Below are 20,576 nucleotides of genomic sequence, written 5' to 3' on the forward strand. Positions count from 1 at the left end.
AGTTTTCCTTAGACATGATAGAGCTTGTTCAACGAGTCAATATAAAAATTATCACGTGTAAAAATTATAACGATTTAAAGCCTGTAAATTCACCGATTTCCGTTGAAATTCTCATGGGAAATCAGGGGCAAAACGGTGTGGAAGATAAATTCGTGTTGCTTCTATGTAAAAATAAATTTACGCATAGAAAGAAAATGGACCTGCCAGTTATTGTTCTGGCTGGATCGGGAAGAGCGCATAATGGGTGATAACAGGATCAGGACGATGGAGGAGTTTGCCGTGGCAAGCGGCCTGTCTCGTCCAACTGTGTCCAAGTATTTTGACAATCCTGAGAGTGTTAAGCCTTCGACCCGTGCCCGCATCGAAAAGGCGCTTAAAGATTACAACTATCAGCCCAATATCTTTGCTGTAAGCCTTAACCGCAAGAAGCCCAAAAACATCGGCGTCATTGTTCCGCATATTTCAGATCCCTTTTACGCGGAAATAATCCGTCAGATCGAAATGCGTTGTCTGGCTGAAGGCTATTGGACAATTGTGTTGTCCTCGCATGGAGACAGAAAGCTGGAAGCACGCGCTATGCGCACGTTGATGTCGCTCAAGATTGCGGGCGTTCTTATGGCGCCGCTCGGTTTTGATACGGACGCCAAATTACTGGCCAGTCTTGCGAATTCAATGCCGGTAGTCTTCCTCGATAATCGCATCAGCGAGGATCAGCCTTTTGTCGGCACTGATAATCGTCAAAGCATCGGTAATATAACCGAATATTTGTGTCGTACGGGTGAGCATCCATGTTTTTTGGAGATGCCTGCCGTTAATCAGAATGCGCTCGACCGTCGTGCGGCTTATATCGCAACTATGGAACGACTTGGAACTGAACCCATTGTTCTGCCAATGAATGCCAAGAACTGGAATTTTGAAGAGCTTGGATATCAGGAAGCAGGGCGAATTCTTGACCGCGGCGGCTTTCCGACCCGAACTGTACTTTGTGCGAATGATCGCCTTGCCTTCGGCGTGATCTCCGCTGCATTTGAACGCAGGCGCCATGTCGGGCGCGAAGAAGGTTGTGATTTCCGCGTGGCTGGCCACGATGATCACCCTCTTAGTCGCTTCACTTGTCCGCCGTTGACAACTGTAGCGCAGGATTATCGCAATATTGCTCAGCTCGGGCTTGATAATCTGTTCTCACGGATCAATGCCCAAGAAAGCGGTGTGGCCATTGAAACCGAAGTGCGCTGGCTTGATAGTCACCTTATCATGCGCGGCTCAGCCTAATGCTGAATTCAGGTTGTTAGTTTGCAGAGAGATTACCACCAAAGTCGTATGTCGTATGATCACTGTCGCTGATTGATGTCTGGCTTCCCGATGTGCGGAAGTCGCAATGGCGGTGGTTGAACCTCATCACTTATGATCTAAAATTTTGAATGCGATGTATTCCATATAACTATTTGAAGTAAAACTAATAACCTCATTTGCCCGGAGATGGACGAGCGCGAATACCGTGCATGTGCGTGCAAAAAACAGAATATTTCTTATCGTAAATGAGCTTTTGCTGATAGCATATCAGTCCTCGGAACTTGCATAAAAGCCTCCCTTGACAAGAAGCAAACTACTGTTCATAAATTTTACACATGTAAGAATTTTGCTATGCTTTCGTAAAGGAGGAGACGAGATGCGAACCAAATCTTATGTAGCTGGGCTAATTGCGTCAGTTGCGGGGCTAGCCATTCTTTCGGGGGCTGCTTCAGCTGAAGAATTGACAATTGCCACCGTCAACAACGCTGACATGATCATCATGCAGAAGCTTTCGTCGGAATGGGAAAAGGAAACCGGCAACAAGCTTAACTGGGTAGTTCTTGAAGAAAATGTTCTGCGCCAGCGTGTTACCACCGACATTGCAACCAAGAGCGGCCAGTTCGACATTATGACCATCGGTGGTTATGAAGCACCGATCTGGGGCAAAGCAGGATGGCTGCTTGAGGTTGACGATCTTGGCGACGATTATGATTATGACGATCTGATCAAACCCGTCCGCGCAGGCCTGACGGTTGAGGACAAGCTTTACGCTGTTCCTTTCTATGCAGAGAGCTCATTCACACTTTACCGCAAGGATCTGTTTGAAGCTGCTGGTCTTAAAATGCCGGATGAGCCGACCTATGAGCAGATCAAGGATTTTGCGACCAAGCTCACCGATAAGTCCAAAGAGCAATACGGTCTCTGCCTCCGTGGTAAGCCGGGCTGGGGCGAGAACATGGCTTATCTGGGCACGCTCGTGAACACATTTGGCGGCCGTTGGTTCGATGAACAATGGAAGCCGCAGATCAACTCAGATGAATGGAAGAAGGCAATTAACTTCTACGTCGATCTGATGAAAGAAGCAGGCCCTCCCGGGATCACGTCCAATGGCTTCAATGAAAACCAGGCACTGTTCTCAACTGGCCATTGCGCCATGTGGATCGATGCTACATCTGCAGCCGGACGTATTTACGACAAGACACAGAGTCAGGTAGCAGACAAGGTGGCGTTCACCAAGGCACCTGTTGAAGTGACACCGAACGGTTCAGCATGGGCCTGGTCGTGGAACCTCGCAATTCCGGCCTCGACCAGCAAGGCAGAAGCTGCAAAATCATTCCTCAAATGGGCAACCTCCAAGAAGTATGTGGAGTTGGTCGGCGAGAAGGAGGGTTGGGTTGCTGTTCCTCCGGGCACGCGTCAATCCACGTATTCCAATGAGAACTATAAGAAGGCGGCACCCTTCGCTGAAACTGTTCTCAAGGCGATCGAGTCGGCTGATCCGACAAAGCCAACCAAAGACCCTGTTCCCTACACAGGCATCCAGTTTGTAGCTATCCCTGAATTCCAGGCAATAGGTACGATTGTAGGTCAGGCGATTTCTTCGGCTGTGGCTGGTCAGCAAAGTGTCGACGCGGCTCTCGATGGTGCGCAGCGACAGGCTGAGCAAATGATGACGCAAGCTGGTTACATCAAGTAGTCAGGAAGCCAATGCTTGCTGTCCGATTGCAAAAAAGGGCAGCAAGTTTGGGACATTTCAAACAAAATCGTGAGACGGCTTTGTTGGAATAATGCGTCGAAAAGAAGAGTTAGAGCGGTTCCGTCGATTTAATCTCAACCGGAACCGCTGTAATTTTCGCAGGCTCTTAGTGGAGTGAGAGCATGAGCGGGAAGGGAGGGGCATTCAATGCCATCTGACAGCGTTGCCGTCACCGGCATCAAATCTCGTTTTGCATCCAGATCGCGCCGTAGTATCCGTACCGGTCCTCTGCTCGCGCCAGCTGTGATTGTACTGCTTTTGTGGATGATTGTGCCGCTGGCAATGACGCTGTGGTTTTCATTCCAGTATTATAATCTTATCAATCCATTTGTGACGGGCTTTGCGGGTGTATCGAACTATTCGTTTCTTCTTTCGGATCCAGGACTATGGTCTGCCATTGCTAATACATTGATCCTGCTTGGATCTGTCCTGGCCATATCTATTGTGCTGGGTGTTTTATTCGCCGTTATTTTCGATCAGGATTTCTTTGGCAAAAACATAGCGCGGCTTCTGGTCATTGCGCCATTTTTTGTTATGCCAACCGTGTCTGCGCTGATCTGGAAAAACCTTCTGATGCATCCGGTGAACGGCTTCTTTGCTTTTATTTCGCGCAGCTTTGGCCTGCCGGTTATCGACTGGTTTTCGCAATTCCCAATGACTTCGATAATCATGATTGTTTCATGGCAATGGGTACCGTTTGCAACACTTATTCTGATGACGGCGATGCAGTCGCTGGATCGTGAGCAGATGGAAGCCGCCCGCCTTGACGGAGCCAAGGGGCCGGCGATGTTTTACTACATCATACTGCCTCACTTGTTGCGGCCGATCTCAGTGGTCATCATGATTGAGACGATCTTCCTTCTATCGATCTTTGCAGAAATTCTTGTGACCACTTCGGGCGGTCCGGGTATTGCCACCACCACTCTCACCTATTTCATCTATCTCAAAGCGCTGCTGCAATGGGATATCGGCGGCGCATCGGCTGCGGGCGTTATTGCTATCGTCCTTGCCAATATTGTCGCCTTTTTCCTCATCCGCACAGTCGCGCGCAATCTGGATAATTAGGAGGCTGAGATGGCTGCAAAACGTAAATTCAATAAGGCCACAGTCTCCGCCGGTATCATTGGCTGGATTGTGGCGCTCCTGATGTTCTTTCCGATCCTTTGGATGTTGCTCGCAGCATTCAAATCTGAAATCGACGCTGTGGCACCGCCAAAGCTTTTATTTTCTCCAACGCTTGAGAACTTCGAGGCAGTCAATCAACGAGCGGATTATTTCCGTTATGCGATGAATAGTGTCGTTGAAAGCTTAGGTGCAACGATCCTCTCACTCATCATCGCGGTGCCTGCGGCTTATGCAGCGGCATTTTTCCCGGGTAAGCGAACCAAGGACCTTTTGCTTTGGATGCTTTCAACCAAGATGCTTCCAGCTGTGGGCGTTTTGGTCCCGATCTATCTGCTCGCCCGCGACAGTGGAATGCTAGACACCCGCACTGGCCTTATTATCATCTTCACATTGTCCAATCTGCCTATTGTGGTCTGGATGCTCTATTCTTTCTTCAAGGAAGTGCCGCACGAAATTCTTGAAGCCAGTCGCATGGATGGCGCAAAAGTAAGCCAGCAGATACGTTATCTGCTACTGCCGCTCAGCTTGCCAGGCATCGCCTCCACGGCACTTCTCTCGATTATTCTTTGCTGGAACGAAGCATTCTGGAGCCTCAATCTGACGGCATCCAAGGCCGGTCCTCTAACCGCCTTCATCGCGTCGTTCTCGTCGCCGGAAGGGCTGTTCTGGGCAAAACTCTCGGCGGCTTCCACGCTCGCCATCGCGCCCATTCTTGTCTTTGGTTGGATAACCCAGCGCCAGCTGGTGCGCGGTCTCACCTTCGGCGCCGTGAAATAAAGGGAACCCCATGGCCACGCTTTCTTTCCATAATGCGACCAAATCCTATGGCAATGTCGATGTTATCAAAGGCGTCGATCTGAATATTGAAGACCGTGAGTTTGTGGTTTTTGTCGGTCCATCGGGATCAGGTAAGTCCACACTATTGCGGATGATTGCCGGGCTTGAAGAAATTACCGGTGGTGATCTCACCATTGATGGCCAGCAATGTAATGATGTGCCGCCTGATGAACGCGGTTTGGCAATGGTATTCCAGACATATGCGCTTTATCCGCATATGAATGTGCGTGACAATATGGGCTTCGCACTCAAACTAGCAAAAATTCCCAAGTCGGAGCGTGACCGGAAAGTCGAAGATGTGGCGAAAACACTTCAGCTCGATCAGCTTTTAGATCGCAAGCCCGGCCAGCTTTCAGGTGGTCAACGCCAGCGCGTCGCCATTGGTCGCGCCATGGTTCGTGAGCCGAAGATTTTCCTCTTTGATGAACCGCTGTCGAACCTTGATGCAGCGCTGCGCGTGCAGATGCGTATCGAGCTTGCTCGTCTTCATGATCGCCTGAATGCAACCATGATCTATGTGACACACGATCAGGTCGAAGCGATGACGCTTGCTGATAAGATTGTCGTTTTGCGTGATGGCAAGGTTGAGCAGCTTGGCTCACCGCTTGAACTCTATCATCACCCCGTCAATCAATTCGTTGCGGGCTTTATCGGTTCGCCAACCATGAACTTCATCGATGTTAAGGTAAAAGCAGTGGATTCAGACGGCGTTACCGTCGTACTTGCGAACGGCAATAGTGTGACGGTGCCAGTCAAGAGCAACGGTGTCGATATCGGTGCATCACTGGTTCTTGGTGTTCGTCCTGAACATCTTCATCCGGCAAGTGATGGCACTCTGGATGGTGAGATTATGGTCGTGGAACGTCTGGGTGGCGAAACATACCTTTATGTACAGAATTCGGCTGCGAAGGACCTGATCGTCGCTGAAGCTGGCGGTGGCAGCACCGCACGCACCCATGAAGCCGCCAAGCTTGGCTTTAACCCGGCTGATGCACATCTCTTCAAATCTGATGGATTGGCGCTTGAACGGCGTGAGCGTCATCCACTTCTGCTTTCTGAAAAGAAAACGCACCGTTGAGTGCAGTGATAACTCTCTCGGAGACTTCCCATGAGCATGCCCACTAGACTAAAAGACAAAGTTGCCCTTATCACCGGTGCCGCACGTGGTATCGGTCTTGGCTTTGCAGAAGCCTATGCGCGTGAGGGCGCGAAAGTCATCATCGCCGACATCAATATTGAGCGCGCAGAAGAGGCGGCGCGCAGTCTGGGCAGTGCTGTGAAGGCGGTTAAGCTCGATGTGACTAACCTTGCAGATATCGAGAAAGTCGTGGCCGATATCGATAAGGAATATGGTGGCATAGACATTCTGGTCAACAACGCGGCTATTTTCGATATGGCACCGATCAATGCGATCACCGAAGACAGTTATGAACGCGTACTCGGCATCAATCTCAAAGGTCCGCTTTTCATGATGAAAGCGGTGTCGAATGTGATGATAGAGCGCGGGCGCGGCGGTAAAATCATCAACATGGCGAGCCAGGCTGGCCGTCGTGGCGAAGCATTGGTGACGCTTTATTGCCTGTCTAAAGCTGCGATTATCTCGGCTACCCAGTCGGCAGCACTTGCTCTCGTCAAGCACAACATCCAGGTCAATGCGATCGCACCGGGTGTTGTCGATGGGGAACATTGGGAAGTGGTCGATGCAAATTTTGCCAAATGGGAAGGACTAAAGCCCGGTGAGAAGAAAGCGTCCGTTGCTAAATCGGTACCAATTGGCCGCTTTGCCACGCCCGAAGATATCACAGGCATGGCCATATTCCTTGCTTCATCTGACAGCGATTACATCCTCGCTCAGACTTTTGGTGTCGATGGTGGCAACTGGATGGCTTGAACCATCTCTTAGAGTACGGTTGAATCAGATCCGTGTTCTAGCCGTTTGTTCTAACGTGAATTTTTGTCGAAAGCCGTTTCTGGCTTTCGCAATGTGCTCCAAGGTGGAGAAATGAAAGCCATATATTTTACCGGGCACGGCGTTGCGGAGCTCGCCCAATTGCCCGACCCCGAGCTAAAGCCCGGCCATGCCCTGATCGATGTCAAAGCGTCGGGTCTGTGTCATACCGACATCGACGTGCTGCATGGACGCTATGGCTCTAGTTCATTTCCGCTGGTGCCGGGACATGAATATGTTGGTGTTGTGCTTTCTGTTGCTGAGGACGTAACCAACGTTAAGCCCGGGGATCGCATCGCGGTCGATCCGAATATACCTTGTGGGCATTGCCGTTCCTGTCAGCAGGGTCTGACAAATCTTTGCTCGGACCTGAAGGCTTATGGCGTGACGCATAATGGTGGTTTCGCGGACAAGAGCCTTGTGAACGCGCGACATCTGCATCCCATCGGTGATCTGCCTTTCGATGTTGCGGCTCTGGCAGAGCCGCTGGCTTGTGTGCTCAATGGGCTTGGAGCAGCCGAACTGAAACCCGGTCCGCAAGGAGCTGAGACAGCATTGGTATTTGGCGCCGGGCCGATTGGCTTGTTGCTTGCGCTGTCGCTTAAAGCACAAGGTGTGGCGAACGTTGCTGTTGCCGATATTAATGAACACCGGCTTGCATTCACTGAGAGCCTTGGGCTTGAGCCAGTCATTTCTGGCTCAGATGAACTTGAAGCGCGGAAGAAAGGCTTCGATTTTGTCGCTGATGCAACTGGAATTGCCAAGGTTGCAGAAGGTATGGTCGGCTTTACGGCAGATGGTGGAACGGTACTGGTGTTTGGCGTATGTGCACCTGACGCGCGTATTTCAGTGGCGCCGTTTGAGATTTTCCGCCGTCAGATACGCATTGCTGGTTCGCATTCGCTAAACCGTAATATTCCGCAAGCGCTGGAAATTCTTCAGAACGATCAGGACCACATGGCACGTTTGGTATCGCATCGACTGCCGATTGAAGAAATGTTGCCATTTTTTACAAAGCAAAGTGGCGACCCTGCCACGATGAAGGTGCAGTTCGTCCCCGCTTGAGCCACCCTAGCTCAGATTAGTTCGGTCAGGGTTATGCCTGACCGAACTAACTCAAGTCGGCTTAACGCTGCGCCACAGGACGGACCAGTGGTGTTACGCGCCTGATTGTTACGCGGCGGTTTTCCTGTTCGGCTGTTTGCGTACGGATTTTCAGAAACCGTTCGCCATACCCTTGCGTTACAAGATTTTCTGCTGGGATATCATAGACTTCCGTCAGCAGGCTTGCGACAGATTCCGCTCGTTGGTCGGAAAGCACAAGATTTGAACGATCAGAACCCACGGCATCTGTATGACCTTCGATGAAGAAGGTTTCGCCTGGATCTTTAGCGAGTACTTTTTGCATTGCATTTGCAACTTTGCGTAACGTTTTGGCTTGAGACAATGAAACCTCTGCACTGCCGGTCGCAAAATGGATGGTGTCGAGATCGATACGGCGCACTTTGTCACGCAAACGAGCGGAGTGGCGAACCTCATCGATTGTGTAGACGCGCTCTACACGTTCGACAGGTGGCAAAGCGAGGAAATCATAGAAGTCGCGTTCAGGGTCTGCCGCAACGTCAATGATATAGTCGTTAACTGGAATGGTCAGCCGCATAGGAGGCAGATCATATCCGACATCGAAGATCGCTGCGCGGGGATTATCGTCGTACTCTGGCGCATAGATCATCAGATATTCATTTCCATCACGATCAATACGTGAGCGCTGTAAAATATCGCCGTAGCGGTCATAGACCGTCACGATCTCGTATCCACCGGGACGCACAATGGTTTCGCGCAAGCGACCACGCGGCAACTCATCATAGTAAGTGCGCTCAGCGTCGCGGCGCAGGCGAGGGCGATCATCTCCGCGGACGAATATACGGTCGCCTGTCTCCAGTAAGACGCGGTTATCGACCTGCTCGATAACTTTTACATTCGTCACATTGTTGACGGTTGTGTTGTTAATGACGGTATTATTTATAACCGTGTTATTGACGATATTTGTAGTATCTGGAACGATGAATGCTGGCGCATCCTTGATGCGCGTACCTTCTTCCTTCAGATTGGCTTCGATTTTCTGAGGCAGAGCCGCCTTCAAATCTGCGGGAATTTCTACCTGAGCTGCAGCGTCGTCTGTAGGTGGTGGTGTCTTTTGTTCGTCAGCCGCGCGTTGTTGTTCACGCTGTCTACGGCGCTCTTCCCGAGATTGATTACCACCGGAATTGTCCGCATCCTTGTCACTATCAAGAATTGCAGCGCCGTTTTCAACTGGCAAAACAACGGTTTCATCGGTGCTGGCAGGATCTTTAGCAATCTCCTGATTTTGCTCGGTTGTTCGTTCGTCAACAATTACAGCCTTAGGTTCTGCTGGCAAATTGTTCACAGGCTGTTGCGCTTCTTGTTCGGGCTCCGGCTGTGGTTGCTGTTGATCTGGTAGTTCCGCTGGATCCGGTTCAGCGGCCTGAGGCTTTTCATCTGAGGCGGGCGTCTTTGGGGCAGGTTGTTCAGGCTGCACCTGAGGGGCGGTTGGCTCTTCCGGCAACTTTACGGGTTCCTGATCAGTGGGTGCCGCGGGCGCCTCTTCGGATTGAGTTGGCTCCGATGGCTGATCCGGCTTTTCCATTGTCTTGGATTGCTCTGCAGCCTCTCTCGCCTGCCTTTTTGCTTCTTCGTCGATTGCCTTCTGCTGCTCAGCACGCATCTGCTGTTCTGCAGCTTCCCGTTGGGCATGTTCGGACGCACGTTTTTGTTCTTCTGCCTGACGATCAGCCTCTTCCTGAGCGGCTTTCTGCTGCTGATCAGCTGCGCGTTTGGCCTCTTCTTCTGCTGCTTTCTGTTGCTCGGCAGCTTGTCGGGCAGCATCTTCAGCTTCTTTTCGACGCGTTTCCTCTGCGATTACATTTTGCTCATCGGCTTGACGTTGCTGTTCGGCTGCTTCTCGCTGCGCCTGTTCGGCCGCACGTTGCTGCTCGGCTGCCTGACGGTCCGCTTCTTCCTGAGCCGCGCGCTGCTGCTCTTCCGCTATCCGGCGGTTTTCTTCTTCTGCTGCGCGCTGCTGTTCATCGGCTTGCCGGCGGGCTTCTTCTGCCGCCCGTTCCATTTCTTCAGCCTGTTGCTGACGCAATGACTGATCATCGGAGGGCTGCTCGCTGCTATCTTGCGCGAGGATGATTGGCGCACCAGACGTTTCTGCCCGAACCGGCTGCATCATGATGGTTGCTGAGAATGCCGGTAAAACAACAGTTGCTAAAAGCTTGGAACGAATAGTCATTATCCCTCTCCTTGAAGGCAGAAATTGTACACGCCACATTTCATCAAATTCGCTTGAACATGGCGCTTTGTATCGTCATCATTATTGGTCGATTTAGAGCAAAGTTCGGCGTCATCACGAAATCGTTAGCTAAAAGTTTATGAACCTTTGCTGAATATCAGCGCGCTAATATATTTTGAGATACATTGATCATCGAATTATGAAGTTCCAATTAGTTTGGGGAGGTGCATTCGTTTGGAGGTTCGAGTGGCAATTCATATGACCCAGTGTGTGCGGGCGAAACAACATAACATGGCGATCACACTTTCGACGTGTTGAGAGAATTCTTAAGCTGACTGCACTGAGTAGGGGCAGATCGAATTGATTGGGGGGAGGGAGAGGTGGACGCTAAATCGGTTTTTCTAACCGTCACTTTGATTATCCTTGCCAACGGCGCTATGCTGAGCGCCATCAATCGCGATTTTCCGGTGTCACTGCGACCTGCTGCAATGAACTGGATGTGGGCGACTTTGCTAGTCGCGTTCGGGTGTGCAATTTTTGCAGCCAGTAAAATTGCGCCTCCCGCCGTGACGGTAACCTCAGCAAACGCCTGCCTCTTTGCGGGTCTGTGCCTGTATTATACGGCAATACGGCAGTTTCATAACCTGAAAAGCATTCTGTTCCCTTGGGTGGTTTCCATCCTCGCAATGATACCTTTCACGTATTTTGTGATTGTGATGCCCAATACACTGGTGCGTATCGTTATCGTCTCCATTGTATGGATTTGGTTGATGGCAGCCAGTATTCGTATCCTCGCCAACCGACGTTATAGCGATGGATCGCGCAGCCGTGTGATGTTGCTATCTCTATATATTGCCGCTCTGAGCGCCACTGCCGCCCGTGCACTTTTTTACGTGGGTATCAGTCCCAGTGCTGCTTTGGACATTGCAGACAATACCAACTGGATGAACGCAGTCACGCCGCTGTTCCTTGCCGTTCTTCCCATCATTGGAACAACCGCCTTTATATTGATGTGCACCGACCAGATAAGGCGCCGATGGGAGCGGGCCGCCTCCAAGGATTATTTGACGGGACTGCCCAATCGCAGAACTTTGAATGAAGTCGGCGCAGACAGATTTGAAGCCACCAGCAAGTGTGAAGTTCATCACGCGGTGGCAGTCCTTGATATCGATAACTTCAAGCTGATCAACGACAGCCATGGCCATGATGTTGGCGACAGGGTTCTCAAACATGTTGCCTTCCGCTTGCAGGCGTCGATGGAGAGCGGAGATTTCGTCGCGCGCTCTGGCGGGGAAGAGTTTGTGATAATTTTTGGTGAAGCCAACAGTCAGCTGGCCATAACGGCGACAGAAGCGATCCGAAAGAAAATTGAAAAAGATGTGTTTTTCATCGGTAATGCCGAAATAAAAGTGACGGTATCGATCGGTGTGGCTATGCAGAAAAATTCATCGTCCTCATTTGACAGCATTCTGCGTAAAGCCGACATGGCACTTTATGAAGCGAAATCACACGGAAAAAACCGTGTTGAAAGCGCGTCTTCATAGTGTTTTTTTAGACGCTTACGTCAAAATTTGCGTAACGGAGCGCGTCGCTGAAATCATCATAGGAACAAATTGCCTTATCAGAGTGTCTTCGTTGTAGCGCAGGTTTGATGCGGCAAGGACCGCGGCAGCGGTTGTATGCCCATCCGGCAAGTAAATTGGCGCTGCCAATGCGATATCGTTAGTATAGACCTGTTCTTCTGCGATAGCGAAACCGCGCTGGCGCGTTTCATATATCCGCCGCCAGATTTTCTCCGGATCAAAAACAGTTTTAGGCGTATAGGCTCGTAAGTCGCTGCGCGCCAGAATGTCGTGGATTTTGCTATCATCAAGACCAGCCAGGAATACCAATCCGGCTGCAGAGCAATATGCCGGCAATCTGCTGCCAACAATTACATCATTATCAAGCGTATTTGAGGAAAGATAACGTGCGAGATAGATAATGTCGGTGTCGTCGAGCAAGGTGAGAGAAATTGTCTCTCCTGTGCTGCGATTAAGATGGAGTAGATAAGGATGCGCTCTCTGCACGAGTAAACTCGAGCGTGTATAGCGGTAAGCCATGTTAAGAGACTTGGCCGCCAGCTCATAGGTCTTGCTACCCGGCACTTTCTGAATATAGCCAAGATGTAGCAATGTATGGGCAAAACGCTGTGCCGCTGAGCGGTCGATACCGGCGCGTTGAGCCAGTTGCGTCAAAGTTTGTCGAGAATGAACCGGGTCGAATGTCTCAAGAACACGAAAAGCTTTTTCAACCGCTCTGACCATCATAGGGTCGTCATGTTCTTCATCGTTCTTTGCCATTATTAGCTCAACCTCTCCTCTGACATGGCATTCCCGATACCATCCATCTAGTCAATAATTATTACTTATTCTCAGATAGCTTAAAGATTCTCCTGATCGTTGCTAACTGAATGCTGCACATAACGAGACAGGAGGAAGAAAGGTGTCGATATTGACACCCTTCCCGTTTGTTTTAGAAACGAATGCCTTCAGGCAGGGCGGAAGTATCCATGCCGGCGTCCTTGAAGCCTTCAAGGAGTAACGGAACAATTGCCTGGTTCGAGCGGTTTTCGTCTGCCCATTTCTGGAGGAATTCCTGAACGCGGCTGTCTTCGTCCTTGCGGGTCGCCGCTGAAACAGGAATACCGTGGACTGGTTCTGGCACGGTGTAACTTGAGAAGACACCACGTGCGCTTTCAAAAGTTTTTACGCAGATCGGCAGTTCCTGCAGCATGTAATCAGCACGGCCAGACTGCACAGCCATGATCGCCTCGCTCATTTCCTTAAGATTCATGATCTTGGCGTTTGGCATGTCCTGCTTGATGAAAGCAGTTTGTGCTGCGCCTGTGACCATCGCGAATGTAACATTGGGCGAATTGTATTCTTCCCATGTCGCCATAGGCTCTTTGCCCTTGGCGCCAATGACACAATCCGACATCTGCCAAACGGGGCCAGCCATGGCCAAAGCTTTTTTGCGCTCTTCCGTTGCCGTCATACCTGGAAAAATATCAAGGCGACCAGACTGCAAATCGAGTACAACGCTCTGCCATGTCACTTCACGCCATTTCAGCTTGAGCTCTTTACCCATGGCCTTACCCAGATCCGCTGCCATCTTGCGGCAGACCCGTGGTCCGTAACCGGCATATTCGAGTTCTCCCCCCACATGAAACGATGTCGGTGGATAGTTTCTTACTCCGCCGCATACAACTTCACCGGTACGTTCGATCTTGTCCCATACCGATTCAGCCCTTGCTGGCGCACTCGTTATAATGCTTGCACAAGCCAAAAGCGCAGCTGCAACCGTCTTCATCATTATCATATTCCCTTCAAGTGCCCTTCTATGGAGGGCTTTAAATTGCCTGGCTGCACCTTGTGATTTTCTCATCAACTACGACAAGCGAAAAATCATTTCTCCAAGAAATTCCATCATTAAAAATCGAAATTAAGCACTATAGATACATAATTAATCGTATATAGATTACATTTAATCACAGTACGATTAAATAGCGATTATTTGCGCAAAATTACTTTTCTTCAACTTCGAATCAAGTTAGCTGCGAAAAAAGGCTGCTTGATCGGGATTCAGGGTGGTCGCAAAAATGGGAGTGCATTCGGATGTACCAATTTGACTGGTCCGTTATTCTGGACGGACAATTGTGGCTCAATGCTATTGGTGTGACGGTGGCCTATGCTTTTGTTACGTCGCTGGCAGGTCTTCTCATAGGTGTCGTATTAGGGCTCGCCTTAGTATCCCGCATTCCGGTTCTGACTTGGGTCATCAATGCCTACATACATCTCTTTCGCTGCACACCACTGCTCGTGCAGATCGTCTGGTTCTTCTATGCATTGCCGATGCTCACCGGCTACACATTGCCAGATTGGTTCGCAGCTGGACTGGGCCTGACGCTTTACATGGGTGCGTTTGCAGCTGAAATTTTCCGGGCCGGCGTGATTTCAATTGATCGCGGACAATGGGAAGCATCGACCGTATTGGGGTTCTCGTATTTTACGAAAATGCGACATATCATTCTGCCGCAAGCGACGCGACGCATGATCCCGCCAATTGTCAGTCAGACAATTCTGCAACTAAAGAACACATCGCTTCTTTCAGTGGTAGCGGTTCCTGATCTTATGTATGCGGCTGGCAGCTTGACGATGGAAACGTACAGACCGCTTGAGGTCTATACCTTTGCGGCATTGCTGTATCTGGCGATCCTCACTCCCGTGACGTTAATTGCGAACCGTTTCGAAATCAAACATTGAGGGTCATGCGATGATTAACGTCAAAAGCTTGCGCAAAACATTTGGTACGCATGAAGTTCTCAAGGGGATAGATCTTTCAGTAGATCGTGGCGATGTGGCCGTGCTTATTGGGCCATCAGGCTGTGGTAAATCTACATTACTTCGTTGTCTTGATTTGCTCGAGCAGCCAACGGAAGGTCTTATTGAGATTGCAGGCAACAGCCTGGATTTTCACGCAAAGAGCGAGTTCTCGGAGCGAGTCAAAGCCGAGTTTCGTGCCAAAACTGGCATGGTTTTTCAGGGTTTCCATCTCTTCCCACACATGACTGTTCTGCAAAATGTCATGTCCGGCCCACTGCTGAACAAGCTGAAGACGAAGCCTCAAGCGCAAGAACTGGCCATGCAACTCCTTCAGCGAGTTGGGCTGTCTGACAAAATCAGTCTCTATCCGCATCAGATTTCCGGTGGTCAGGCGCAGCGTGTGGCTATCGCACGTGCCTTGGCGTTGGAGCCAGAAGTTATGCTGTTTGACGAACCAACATCAGCGCTCGATCCAGAGCTGGTGGGTGAGGTTCTTGATGTGATGCAGGGATTGGCTGCTGACGGAACAACAATGATTGTCGTTACGCATGAAATGAGCTTCGCACGCAATGTCGCATCAAAAGTCATTTTCATGGAAGGCGGGCATGTTGTTGAGATAGGCGCACCGGAAGAAGTGCTGCGCCAGCCTAAAACTGACCGTCTGAAGAGCTTCCTTTCCAAAGTTGAGCACTAATCAAAATACCAGACAGAAGCGGATATTTGACAATGAAGCACTATGATCTGCATGGAATGTACCCCGCAATTCCAACACCACTGACTGAAGCCGGACAACTCGATGTTGCAAAGCTGGAAGTTCTTATTGAGGCAAATCTGGCTGGTGGTGCGAAGGGGCTTGCGCCTGTGGGTGGCACGGGCGAATTTACCGCATTTTCCTCCACAGTAAGGCTCGAAGTCGTGCGGGAAACGGTACGGATTGTGAATCGCCGCGTTCCGGTTGTCGCCGGCGTCGTCTCGCCGGGCTGGGCCGAAGCAGTAGATCATGGCAATGCGTTTAAAGAAGCAGGCGCTGATGCGCTGCTGCTGATAACCCCGTTTTACGTTATTCCGAGCCAGCAGGGCGTGATCGACTATTTCCGCGCTTATCGAAAGACTGTTGATCTACCGCTTGTCTATTATGATGTTCCTGCGCGAACCAGCTTTGTAACAACGGTCGAAACGCTGAGGACGCTGGGTGAAGATGGTACGATTATCGGTGCAAAAATTTGCAATACCGATGCTTATTACTTCAACCGTTTGGCTGCGGCGATTGGTGATCGTATCGCGTTGTTGTCCGGCGACGACATGATGTACGCTATCCATATCATGCATGGTGCTAAGGGGGGCATTCTTGCCAGTGCTCCGATGTTGCCCGCTTACTGGACACGAATTCATAACACACTTGCTGATGGGAATTATGCGGAAGGGATTGCGCTGCATCGGAAGCTCCTTCCAACATTCGCAGCTCTGTTCAACGAAGTTAATCCCGGTCCGTTAAAAGCTATGATGGCTCAGGTGGGCCTGCCAGTGGGACCAGTCTCTTTGCCTTTGAAGGCACCCAATGATGCAACCCAGGCACTGATACTCAAGGCTATTGATGGCCTGCTCGCCGAAGGGATCGCATAGTCCATGACAGGCGGGGCAGCATTTCTGGATTTTGCAGAAGCGCGGGAACAAGCAAAGGCCTTTCTCCCCCGCGCTTTGTTTGAATATATTGATCGGGGGACAGAAGCAGAAACCGCCCTCTCGGCACTTCATAACGGCTTCGCCAAGCGCCGTGTTGTTCCACACGTCCTGCGTCCGGTCACCACGCCTGATCTGTCTGCACAATACCTTGGGAGCACACACAACTGCCCGTTTGTGATTGCTCCTACCGCTCTGGCGGGCATGGTCCGCTATGATGGGGAAGTTCTCATGGCGAGCGCAGCAAAAGCAGCTGGGCTGCCTTTTGTTGTGGCAACCCAGTCATCGACCAGTATCGAACAGATTGCAATCGGAGCACCCGATAGCGACTTATGGTTTCAGCTCTATGTCTGGCGTGATCGTTCAGAAACATGGAAACTGCTTGAGCGTGCAAAAGCATGTGGTATTGATACTTTGGTATTGACGGTTGATACGCCAGCGTCACCTAAAAAGATTCATAACCGACGCAATGGTTTTGGGGTTCCACTACAATTTTCAGCCACGCTGGCAGTGGACTTGATGCTTCATCCACATTGGACACTTGGCGTCATGGGACGATATCTATTGCGCAAAGGATTTCCGTCCTATGCGCATTATCCCGGGGATGTGGCTAAAGCAGTGACAGATTCCATCCGCGATCCGCGCTTCGCTCTCGATACTGTGCTTGATAGAGATTTCGTCAAAGAGCTTCGTCACCGCTGGCCGCATAAACTTCTGATCAAAGGAGTTTTGTCTGCGGCTGACGCAATTGAGGTTTTCGATTTAGGTTGCGATGGCGTGGTGGTATCGGCGCATGGCGGCCGCAATCTCGATAGTGCGGCTCTGCCATTGGACGTTCTGCCAAGGATACGGGACGCTGCGGGACCTCACAAAACGCTTTTTGCAGATAGCGGCGTGAGACGCGGGTCTGATGCAGCAAAACTACTGGCGGCTGGTGCTGATGGCGTGTTTCTTGGACGCGCGCCACTCTATGGCCTTGCAGCAGGGGGAGCAGACGGCGTTGTGCGCATGGTTGAGCAGTTAAGGGACGAACTGCGTTTGTTTCTCGGCTTTGCCGGCGCCCAGTATATTTCAGCACTTCGCCAATCCGAATGGGTTGGTTGACCGCCACTTCCCAAAATACGTGCTTTTCAAATTCACAGGTAAAAAAATGTTGTCCAAGTCTAGCTCCAATGATGCTTTCCTGAACGATCTTCGTCAGGCCGTTGGCAACCAGTATGTGTTGACTGATGCTCATGATAAAGAGCCGTTCCTGACTGACTGGCGTGGCTATGAGAGCGGACAGGCAATCGCTGTTGTTTTACCAGCAACCACTGGACAGGTTTCTAACGTAATGCGTATTGCCAGTGAGCATGGCAGCACGATCGTTCCTCAAGGGGGCAATACCGGATTGTGCCAGGGCGCGGTCCCTTTAAGTCTGGGACGTACCGTTGTTCTGGGTCTACGTCGTCTGAATGCAGTTCGTGAAATTGACAAAGCGTCGAACGTAATCGTGGTTGAAGCCGGATTGACCCTGACGGCAGCTCATGATGCCGCAGCTTCCGTTGATCGTCGTATTCCATTGCATCTTGGCAGCGAAGGCAGCGCACAAATCGGGGGGCTGGCATCAACCAATGCTGGAGGAACCAGTGCTCTTCGTTACGGTCCTATTCGTGACCTGATCTGCGGCATCGAAGTGGTGCTGCCGGATGGTCGCATATTGAACGATTTGAAGGCATTGCGCAAAAACAACACCGGGTATGATTTAAAGAACCTCTTCATCGGAGCTGAAGGCACGCTGGGGATCATCACGGCGGCCGCTCTGCGTTTACAGCCAGTGCTGCGGTCATCAGGGCATGCTTGGATTGCTTTGCCAAATCTCGATGCTGCAGTAACCATTCTGATGGGCTTGCAGGATCGGTTTGATACTGCGGTCCAGGCCGCGGAGCTCTTGTCTGGTGATCAGGTTGATCTGGTTCTGCAATATATACCGCGTTCGAGGCATCCGCTTGAAAGCCGACCGGATTGGTCCTTACTTGTCGAACTGGGTAGTACAGACGCGACGACAGAGCTTCATGTCGCTCTCGAAGAATGGTTGGCAGAGCAGTTTGACGCCGGATTGGTTGAAGATGCCTTCATTGCTCAAAGCGAAGCACATGCGGAAGACATCTGGCACTTAAGGCACTCGGTGTCTGAAGCCAATAAATTGCATGGACATAGCTTGTCACATGACGTTGCGGTGCGTCCGACACTCGTACCGCTGATGATCAAGCGCGCTACTGCAGCTGTCCATACAATCTATCCTCAGGCAACGATCCTTATTGTGTCTCATATTGGTGATGGAAATATTCATTTCATCGCACATTTCACACATGATGAATGGGCGACATTTGCTGATCCAGCAGACGTGACAGCTAACGTCATGAAGGAGGTTCATGATGTTGTTGACGAACTCGGCGGCACTTTTTCTGCTGAGCATGGGATTGGGCGTAAGTTGGTTTCCGAGCTTGCTACGCGCTCTGACCCCGTTCGTATGGAACTCATGCGATCACTGCGTAGTGTTTTGGATCCCAATGGACGCATGAATCCGGGAAGTGTCTTTGCGAACTAGTGGTCTGCTTCCGACATTTGCATCGCTCAATGACGGGCGTTGAGCAAATGTCGGAATCTAAATGACCACTTGCAAGCTTATGAATCGAGTGGGTTTTTCGAATTTGACAATTGAAGCAGCATGTATGTCAGTCGGGATTCAAACGTTAAATTCAATCCACTAGAGTTACGCTTGAAAAATATGAAACTGCTTTCGACGTTCTTTAGCGGGAGAGACTGTTTTCGTCATCAATCAAGGTTAGGCGGGAAGGGGGCGATGGCCCCCACCGCCAAAGAACGAGATTAAGATCATCCTTGTTTGTACCTTTTGCAAAACTGCGCACCAACAAGCCACTATAACCGGCTGCGATTAAGCGTCTCGCAAAAATCTGCGTCGTGGCTTCGCCTTTCAAACGCATTTGCTCTCGCCAACCATCATCTGCAAGCATTACTGCGTCCATTCCCATTTCTTCTAATGCAAGCTCATTCCTGCAGTCGAAAATGGCTTCGACCTCTGCATCATAAGACACAATTGTCGTTGGCTGCAGGTTGCCAACCTGATTGGCCTCGCGAAGTGCGGTCATGATGCTGAGGGACGCGTAAAGCGTCGACCCCCCCTTGGGGTTGAAGCGCCCGCCGTAAAGCTCAGCGCCCCTCCCGGAAAGAGGCTCCCGCGCAAAAACAGGATTCAAGGCTCGATAAAGTTTGTCTTGATAGCTGATTGGCACGGTTAGGCATAAACCCCGGCATCAACAGCATCAATATAATCAAGAACTTCGCTGGCCTTGCCATTGAGCACCAGTTGCATAGCTGTCTGACCTGAAAAGCCCGTCAATGGTTCGGAACGATACCAGGCATAAGCCATAAGAGCTGAACCAAAACGCGGCTCGACCTTGTTTAAAATCTCGACCATCTCGCGTAGCCGCTTCTGCGTCTTGTCAGATTGTACGCGGTCTTTCCGCTGTACGGCATCGCGTCCCAATCCTGCCGAACGGGCAACTTCATCGCTTGTCGTACGTAACGCATCAGCGATTTTCCGTGGTGCAAACAGACCGTTATCTGAATATTGTGCGAGACCCATGATTCGTCTCCTTACCGAGATGCCACTTATTATGGCGCAATATGGCGTCATAATAAGTGGCATTCAAGGTGGCAAGCTGACTTTAATTTAACTCACGATCAATATCGCGTCTCAGAACAATGGCGGTTGTAAGATCTTCGACCATGTCATGCCCTGCAATCAAATCGCGTACCCGATTAAGGCCGTCGATTGAACCCGTCTCCAGTTCGACGATCAGATCAAGCTGACCGCTCACTGATGATACCCGGCGCACTTCCGGGTGTCGTGCGAGGATATCCAGCAAATCATGTGCGGGAGTCCGTCGCAGATTGATTAAAAATGCCGCGCGAATAACATTTGCGTCAATTTCGCCGATATCGGCGCGGTATCCTCTTATGACTCCGCTGCGCTCAAGATTTGTGACGCGTTCACTCGTAGCACTACGCGACAACCCAATACGCCCCGCAAGCGTTTTCAACGCGATACGCGCTTCCTTAGACAGGATTGCCAGTATTTCACGATCTTTCGCATCAAGTTCGCGCATCATCACCCTATTCACGTCGCCGGACATATGTCGGTCTATTCCGACAATGTGCCGGTTATCCCGACAGGATACTTGATGCCCGAAA

Annotated in this window: 19 protein-coding genes; 13 read left to right on the forward strand and 6 right to left on the reverse strand. The window is 50.7% G+C overall.

The window, feature by feature from the left end:
• Positions 1-240 precede the first annotated feature (240 nt).
• From OIV19_RS08045 to OIV19_RS08075, 7 genes are all read left to right on the forward strand, one after another.
• A complete protein-coding gene (locus OIV19_RS08045; RefSeq protein WP_264231175.1) occupies positions 241-1,272 on the forward strand; it encodes a LacI family DNA-binding transcriptional regulator in 1,032 nt (343 codons plus the stop codon).
• A gap of 397 nt (positions 1,273-1,669) precedes the next feature.
• Positions 1,670-2,989: an ABC transporter substrate-binding protein gene (locus tag OIV19_RS08050; RefSeq protein WP_264231176.1), complete on the forward strand. Its 1,320-nt coding sequence runs from the start codon at positions 1,670-1,672 to the stop codon at positions 2,987-2,989.
• 207 nt (positions 2,990-3,196) lie between these two features.
• The gene (locus OIV19_RS08055) at positions 3,197-4,114 is read left to right on the forward strand and encodes a carbohydrate ABC transporter permease (protein WP_264231177.1); all 918 of its coding nucleotides are present in this window, start codon (positions 3,197-3,199) and stop codon (positions 4,112-4,114) included.
• A gap of 9 nt (positions 4,115-4,123) precedes the next feature.
• Positions 4,124-4,951, forward strand: a complete 828-nt coding sequence (locus tag OIV19_RS08060; RefSeq protein ID WP_264231178.1) for a carbohydrate ABC transporter permease — start codon at positions 4,124-4,126, stop codon at positions 4,949-4,951.
• 10 nt (positions 4,952-4,961) lie between these two features.
• Entirely contained in the window at positions 4,962-6,089 is a 1,128-nt protein-coding gene (locus tag OIV19_RS08065; RefSeq protein WP_264231179.1) for a sn-glycerol-3-phosphate ABC transporter ATP-binding protein UgpC, read from the forward strand.
• Between the two features lie 36 nt (positions 6,090-6,125).
• Positions 6,126-6,902, forward strand: a complete 777-nt coding sequence (locus OIV19_RS08070; RefSeq protein WP_264231368.1) for an L-iditol 2-dehydrogenase — start codon at positions 6,126-6,128, stop codon at positions 6,900-6,902.
• A gap of 111 nt (positions 6,903-7,013) precedes the next feature.
• Entirely contained in the window at positions 7,014-8,024 is a 1,011-nt protein-coding gene (locus tag OIV19_RS08075) for a zinc-dependent alcohol dehydrogenase family protein (RefSeq protein WP_264231180.1), read from the forward strand.
• 61 nt (positions 8,025-8,085) lie between these two features.
• Here the strand turns inward: OIV19_RS08075 and OIV19_RS08080 are convergent, their stop codons facing one another.
• Entirely contained in the window at positions 8,086-10,275 is a 2,190-nt protein-coding gene (locus OIV19_RS08080; RefSeq protein ID WP_264231181.1) for an OmpA family protein, read from the reverse strand.
• 380 nt (positions 10,276-10,655) lie between these two features.
• On the opposite strand from OIV19_RS08080, the gene OIV19_RS08085 reads away from it, so the two are divergent.
• On the forward strand, positions 10,656-11,819 hold the full coding sequence (locus tag OIV19_RS08085; protein ID WP_264231182.1) for a GGDEF domain-containing protein: 1,164 nt from the start codon (positions 10,656-10,658) through the stop codon (positions 11,817-11,819).
• Between the two features lie 15 nt (positions 11,820-11,834).
• Here OIV19_RS08085 and OIV19_RS08090 read toward each other — a convergent pair whose 3' ends face one another.
• The gene (locus OIV19_RS08090; protein ID WP_094573756.1) at positions 11,835-12,617 is read right to left on the reverse strand and encodes an IclR family transcriptional regulator; all 783 of its coding nucleotides are present in this window, start codon (positions 12,615-12,617) and stop codon (positions 11,835-11,837) included.
• Between the two features lie 172 nt (positions 12,618-12,789).
• A complete protein-coding gene (locus OIV19_RS08095; protein ID WP_264231183.1) occupies positions 12,790-13,629 on the reverse strand; it encodes a transporter substrate-binding domain-containing protein in 840 nt (279 codons plus the stop codon).
• A 302-nt stretch (positions 13,630-13,931) separates the two neighbouring features.
• Between OIV19_RS08095 and OIV19_RS08100 the strand changes: the two genes are divergently transcribed.
• From OIV19_RS08100 to OIV19_RS08120, 5 genes are read left to right on the forward strand one after another with little or no spacing between them, the layout of a single operon-like run.
• Positions 13,932-14,579: an amino acid ABC transporter permease gene (locus OIV19_RS08100; protein WP_264231184.1), complete on the forward strand. Its 648-nt coding sequence runs from the start codon at positions 13,932-13,934 to the stop codon at positions 14,577-14,579.
• 10 nt (positions 14,580-14,589) lie between these two features.
• A complete protein-coding gene (locus tag OIV19_RS08105; protein ID WP_264231185.1) occupies positions 14,590-15,333 on the forward strand; it encodes an amino acid ABC transporter ATP-binding protein in 744 nt (247 codons plus the stop codon).
• 32 nt (positions 15,334-15,365) lie between these two features.
• Positions 15,366-16,262, forward strand: a complete 897-nt coding sequence (locus OIV19_RS08110; RefSeq protein WP_264231186.1) for a dihydrodipicolinate synthase family protein — start codon at positions 15,366-15,368, stop codon at positions 16,260-16,262.
• Between the two features lie 3 nt (positions 16,263-16,265).
• The gene (locus OIV19_RS08115) at positions 16,266-17,423 is read left to right on the forward strand and encodes an alpha-hydroxy acid oxidase (protein ID WP_264231187.1); all 1,158 of its coding nucleotides are present in this window, start codon (positions 16,266-16,268) and stop codon (positions 17,421-17,423) included.
• Positions 17,424-17,469: 46 nt separating this feature from the next.
• A complete protein-coding gene (locus tag OIV19_RS08120) occupies positions 17,470-18,909 on the forward strand; it encodes an FAD-binding oxidoreductase (protein ID WP_264231188.1) in 1,440 nt (479 codons plus the stop codon).
• A 202-nt stretch (positions 18,910-19,111) separates the two neighbouring features.
• Here OIV19_RS08120 and OIV19_RS08125 read toward each other — a convergent pair whose 3' ends face one another.
• From OIV19_RS08125 to OIV19_RS08135, 3 genes are all read right to left on the reverse strand, one after another.
• Positions 19,112-19,609 (reverse strand): RES family NAD+ phosphorylase, encoded by a 498-nt coding sequence (locus OIV19_RS08125; protein ID WP_264231369.1) that lies wholly within the window; start codon positions 19,607-19,609, stop codon positions 19,112-19,114.
• 8 nt (positions 19,610-19,617) lie between these two features.
• Complete coding sequence (locus OIV19_RS08130; protein ID WP_264231189.1) at positions 19,618-19,968, reverse strand: antitoxin Xre/MbcA/ParS toxin-binding domain-containing protein; 351 nt, start codon at positions 19,966-19,968, stop codon at positions 19,618-19,620.
• An 82-nt stretch (positions 19,969-20,050) separates the two neighbouring features.
• Positions 20,051-20,491, reverse strand: coding sequence for an Lrp/AsnC family transcriptional regulator (locus OIV19_RS08135; RefSeq protein ID WP_094573748.1), 441 nt, complete (start codon positions 20,489-20,491; stop codon positions 20,051-20,053).
• Positions 20,492-20,576: the final 85 nt, after the last annotated feature.

The sequence above is a fragment of the Brucella sp. HL-2 genome (genome assembly GCF_025846885.2).
In the GTDB taxonomy this organism is placed as follows: Bacteria; Pseudomonadota; Alphaproteobacteria; order Rhizobiales; family Rhizobiaceae; genus Brucella; species Brucella quorumnocens.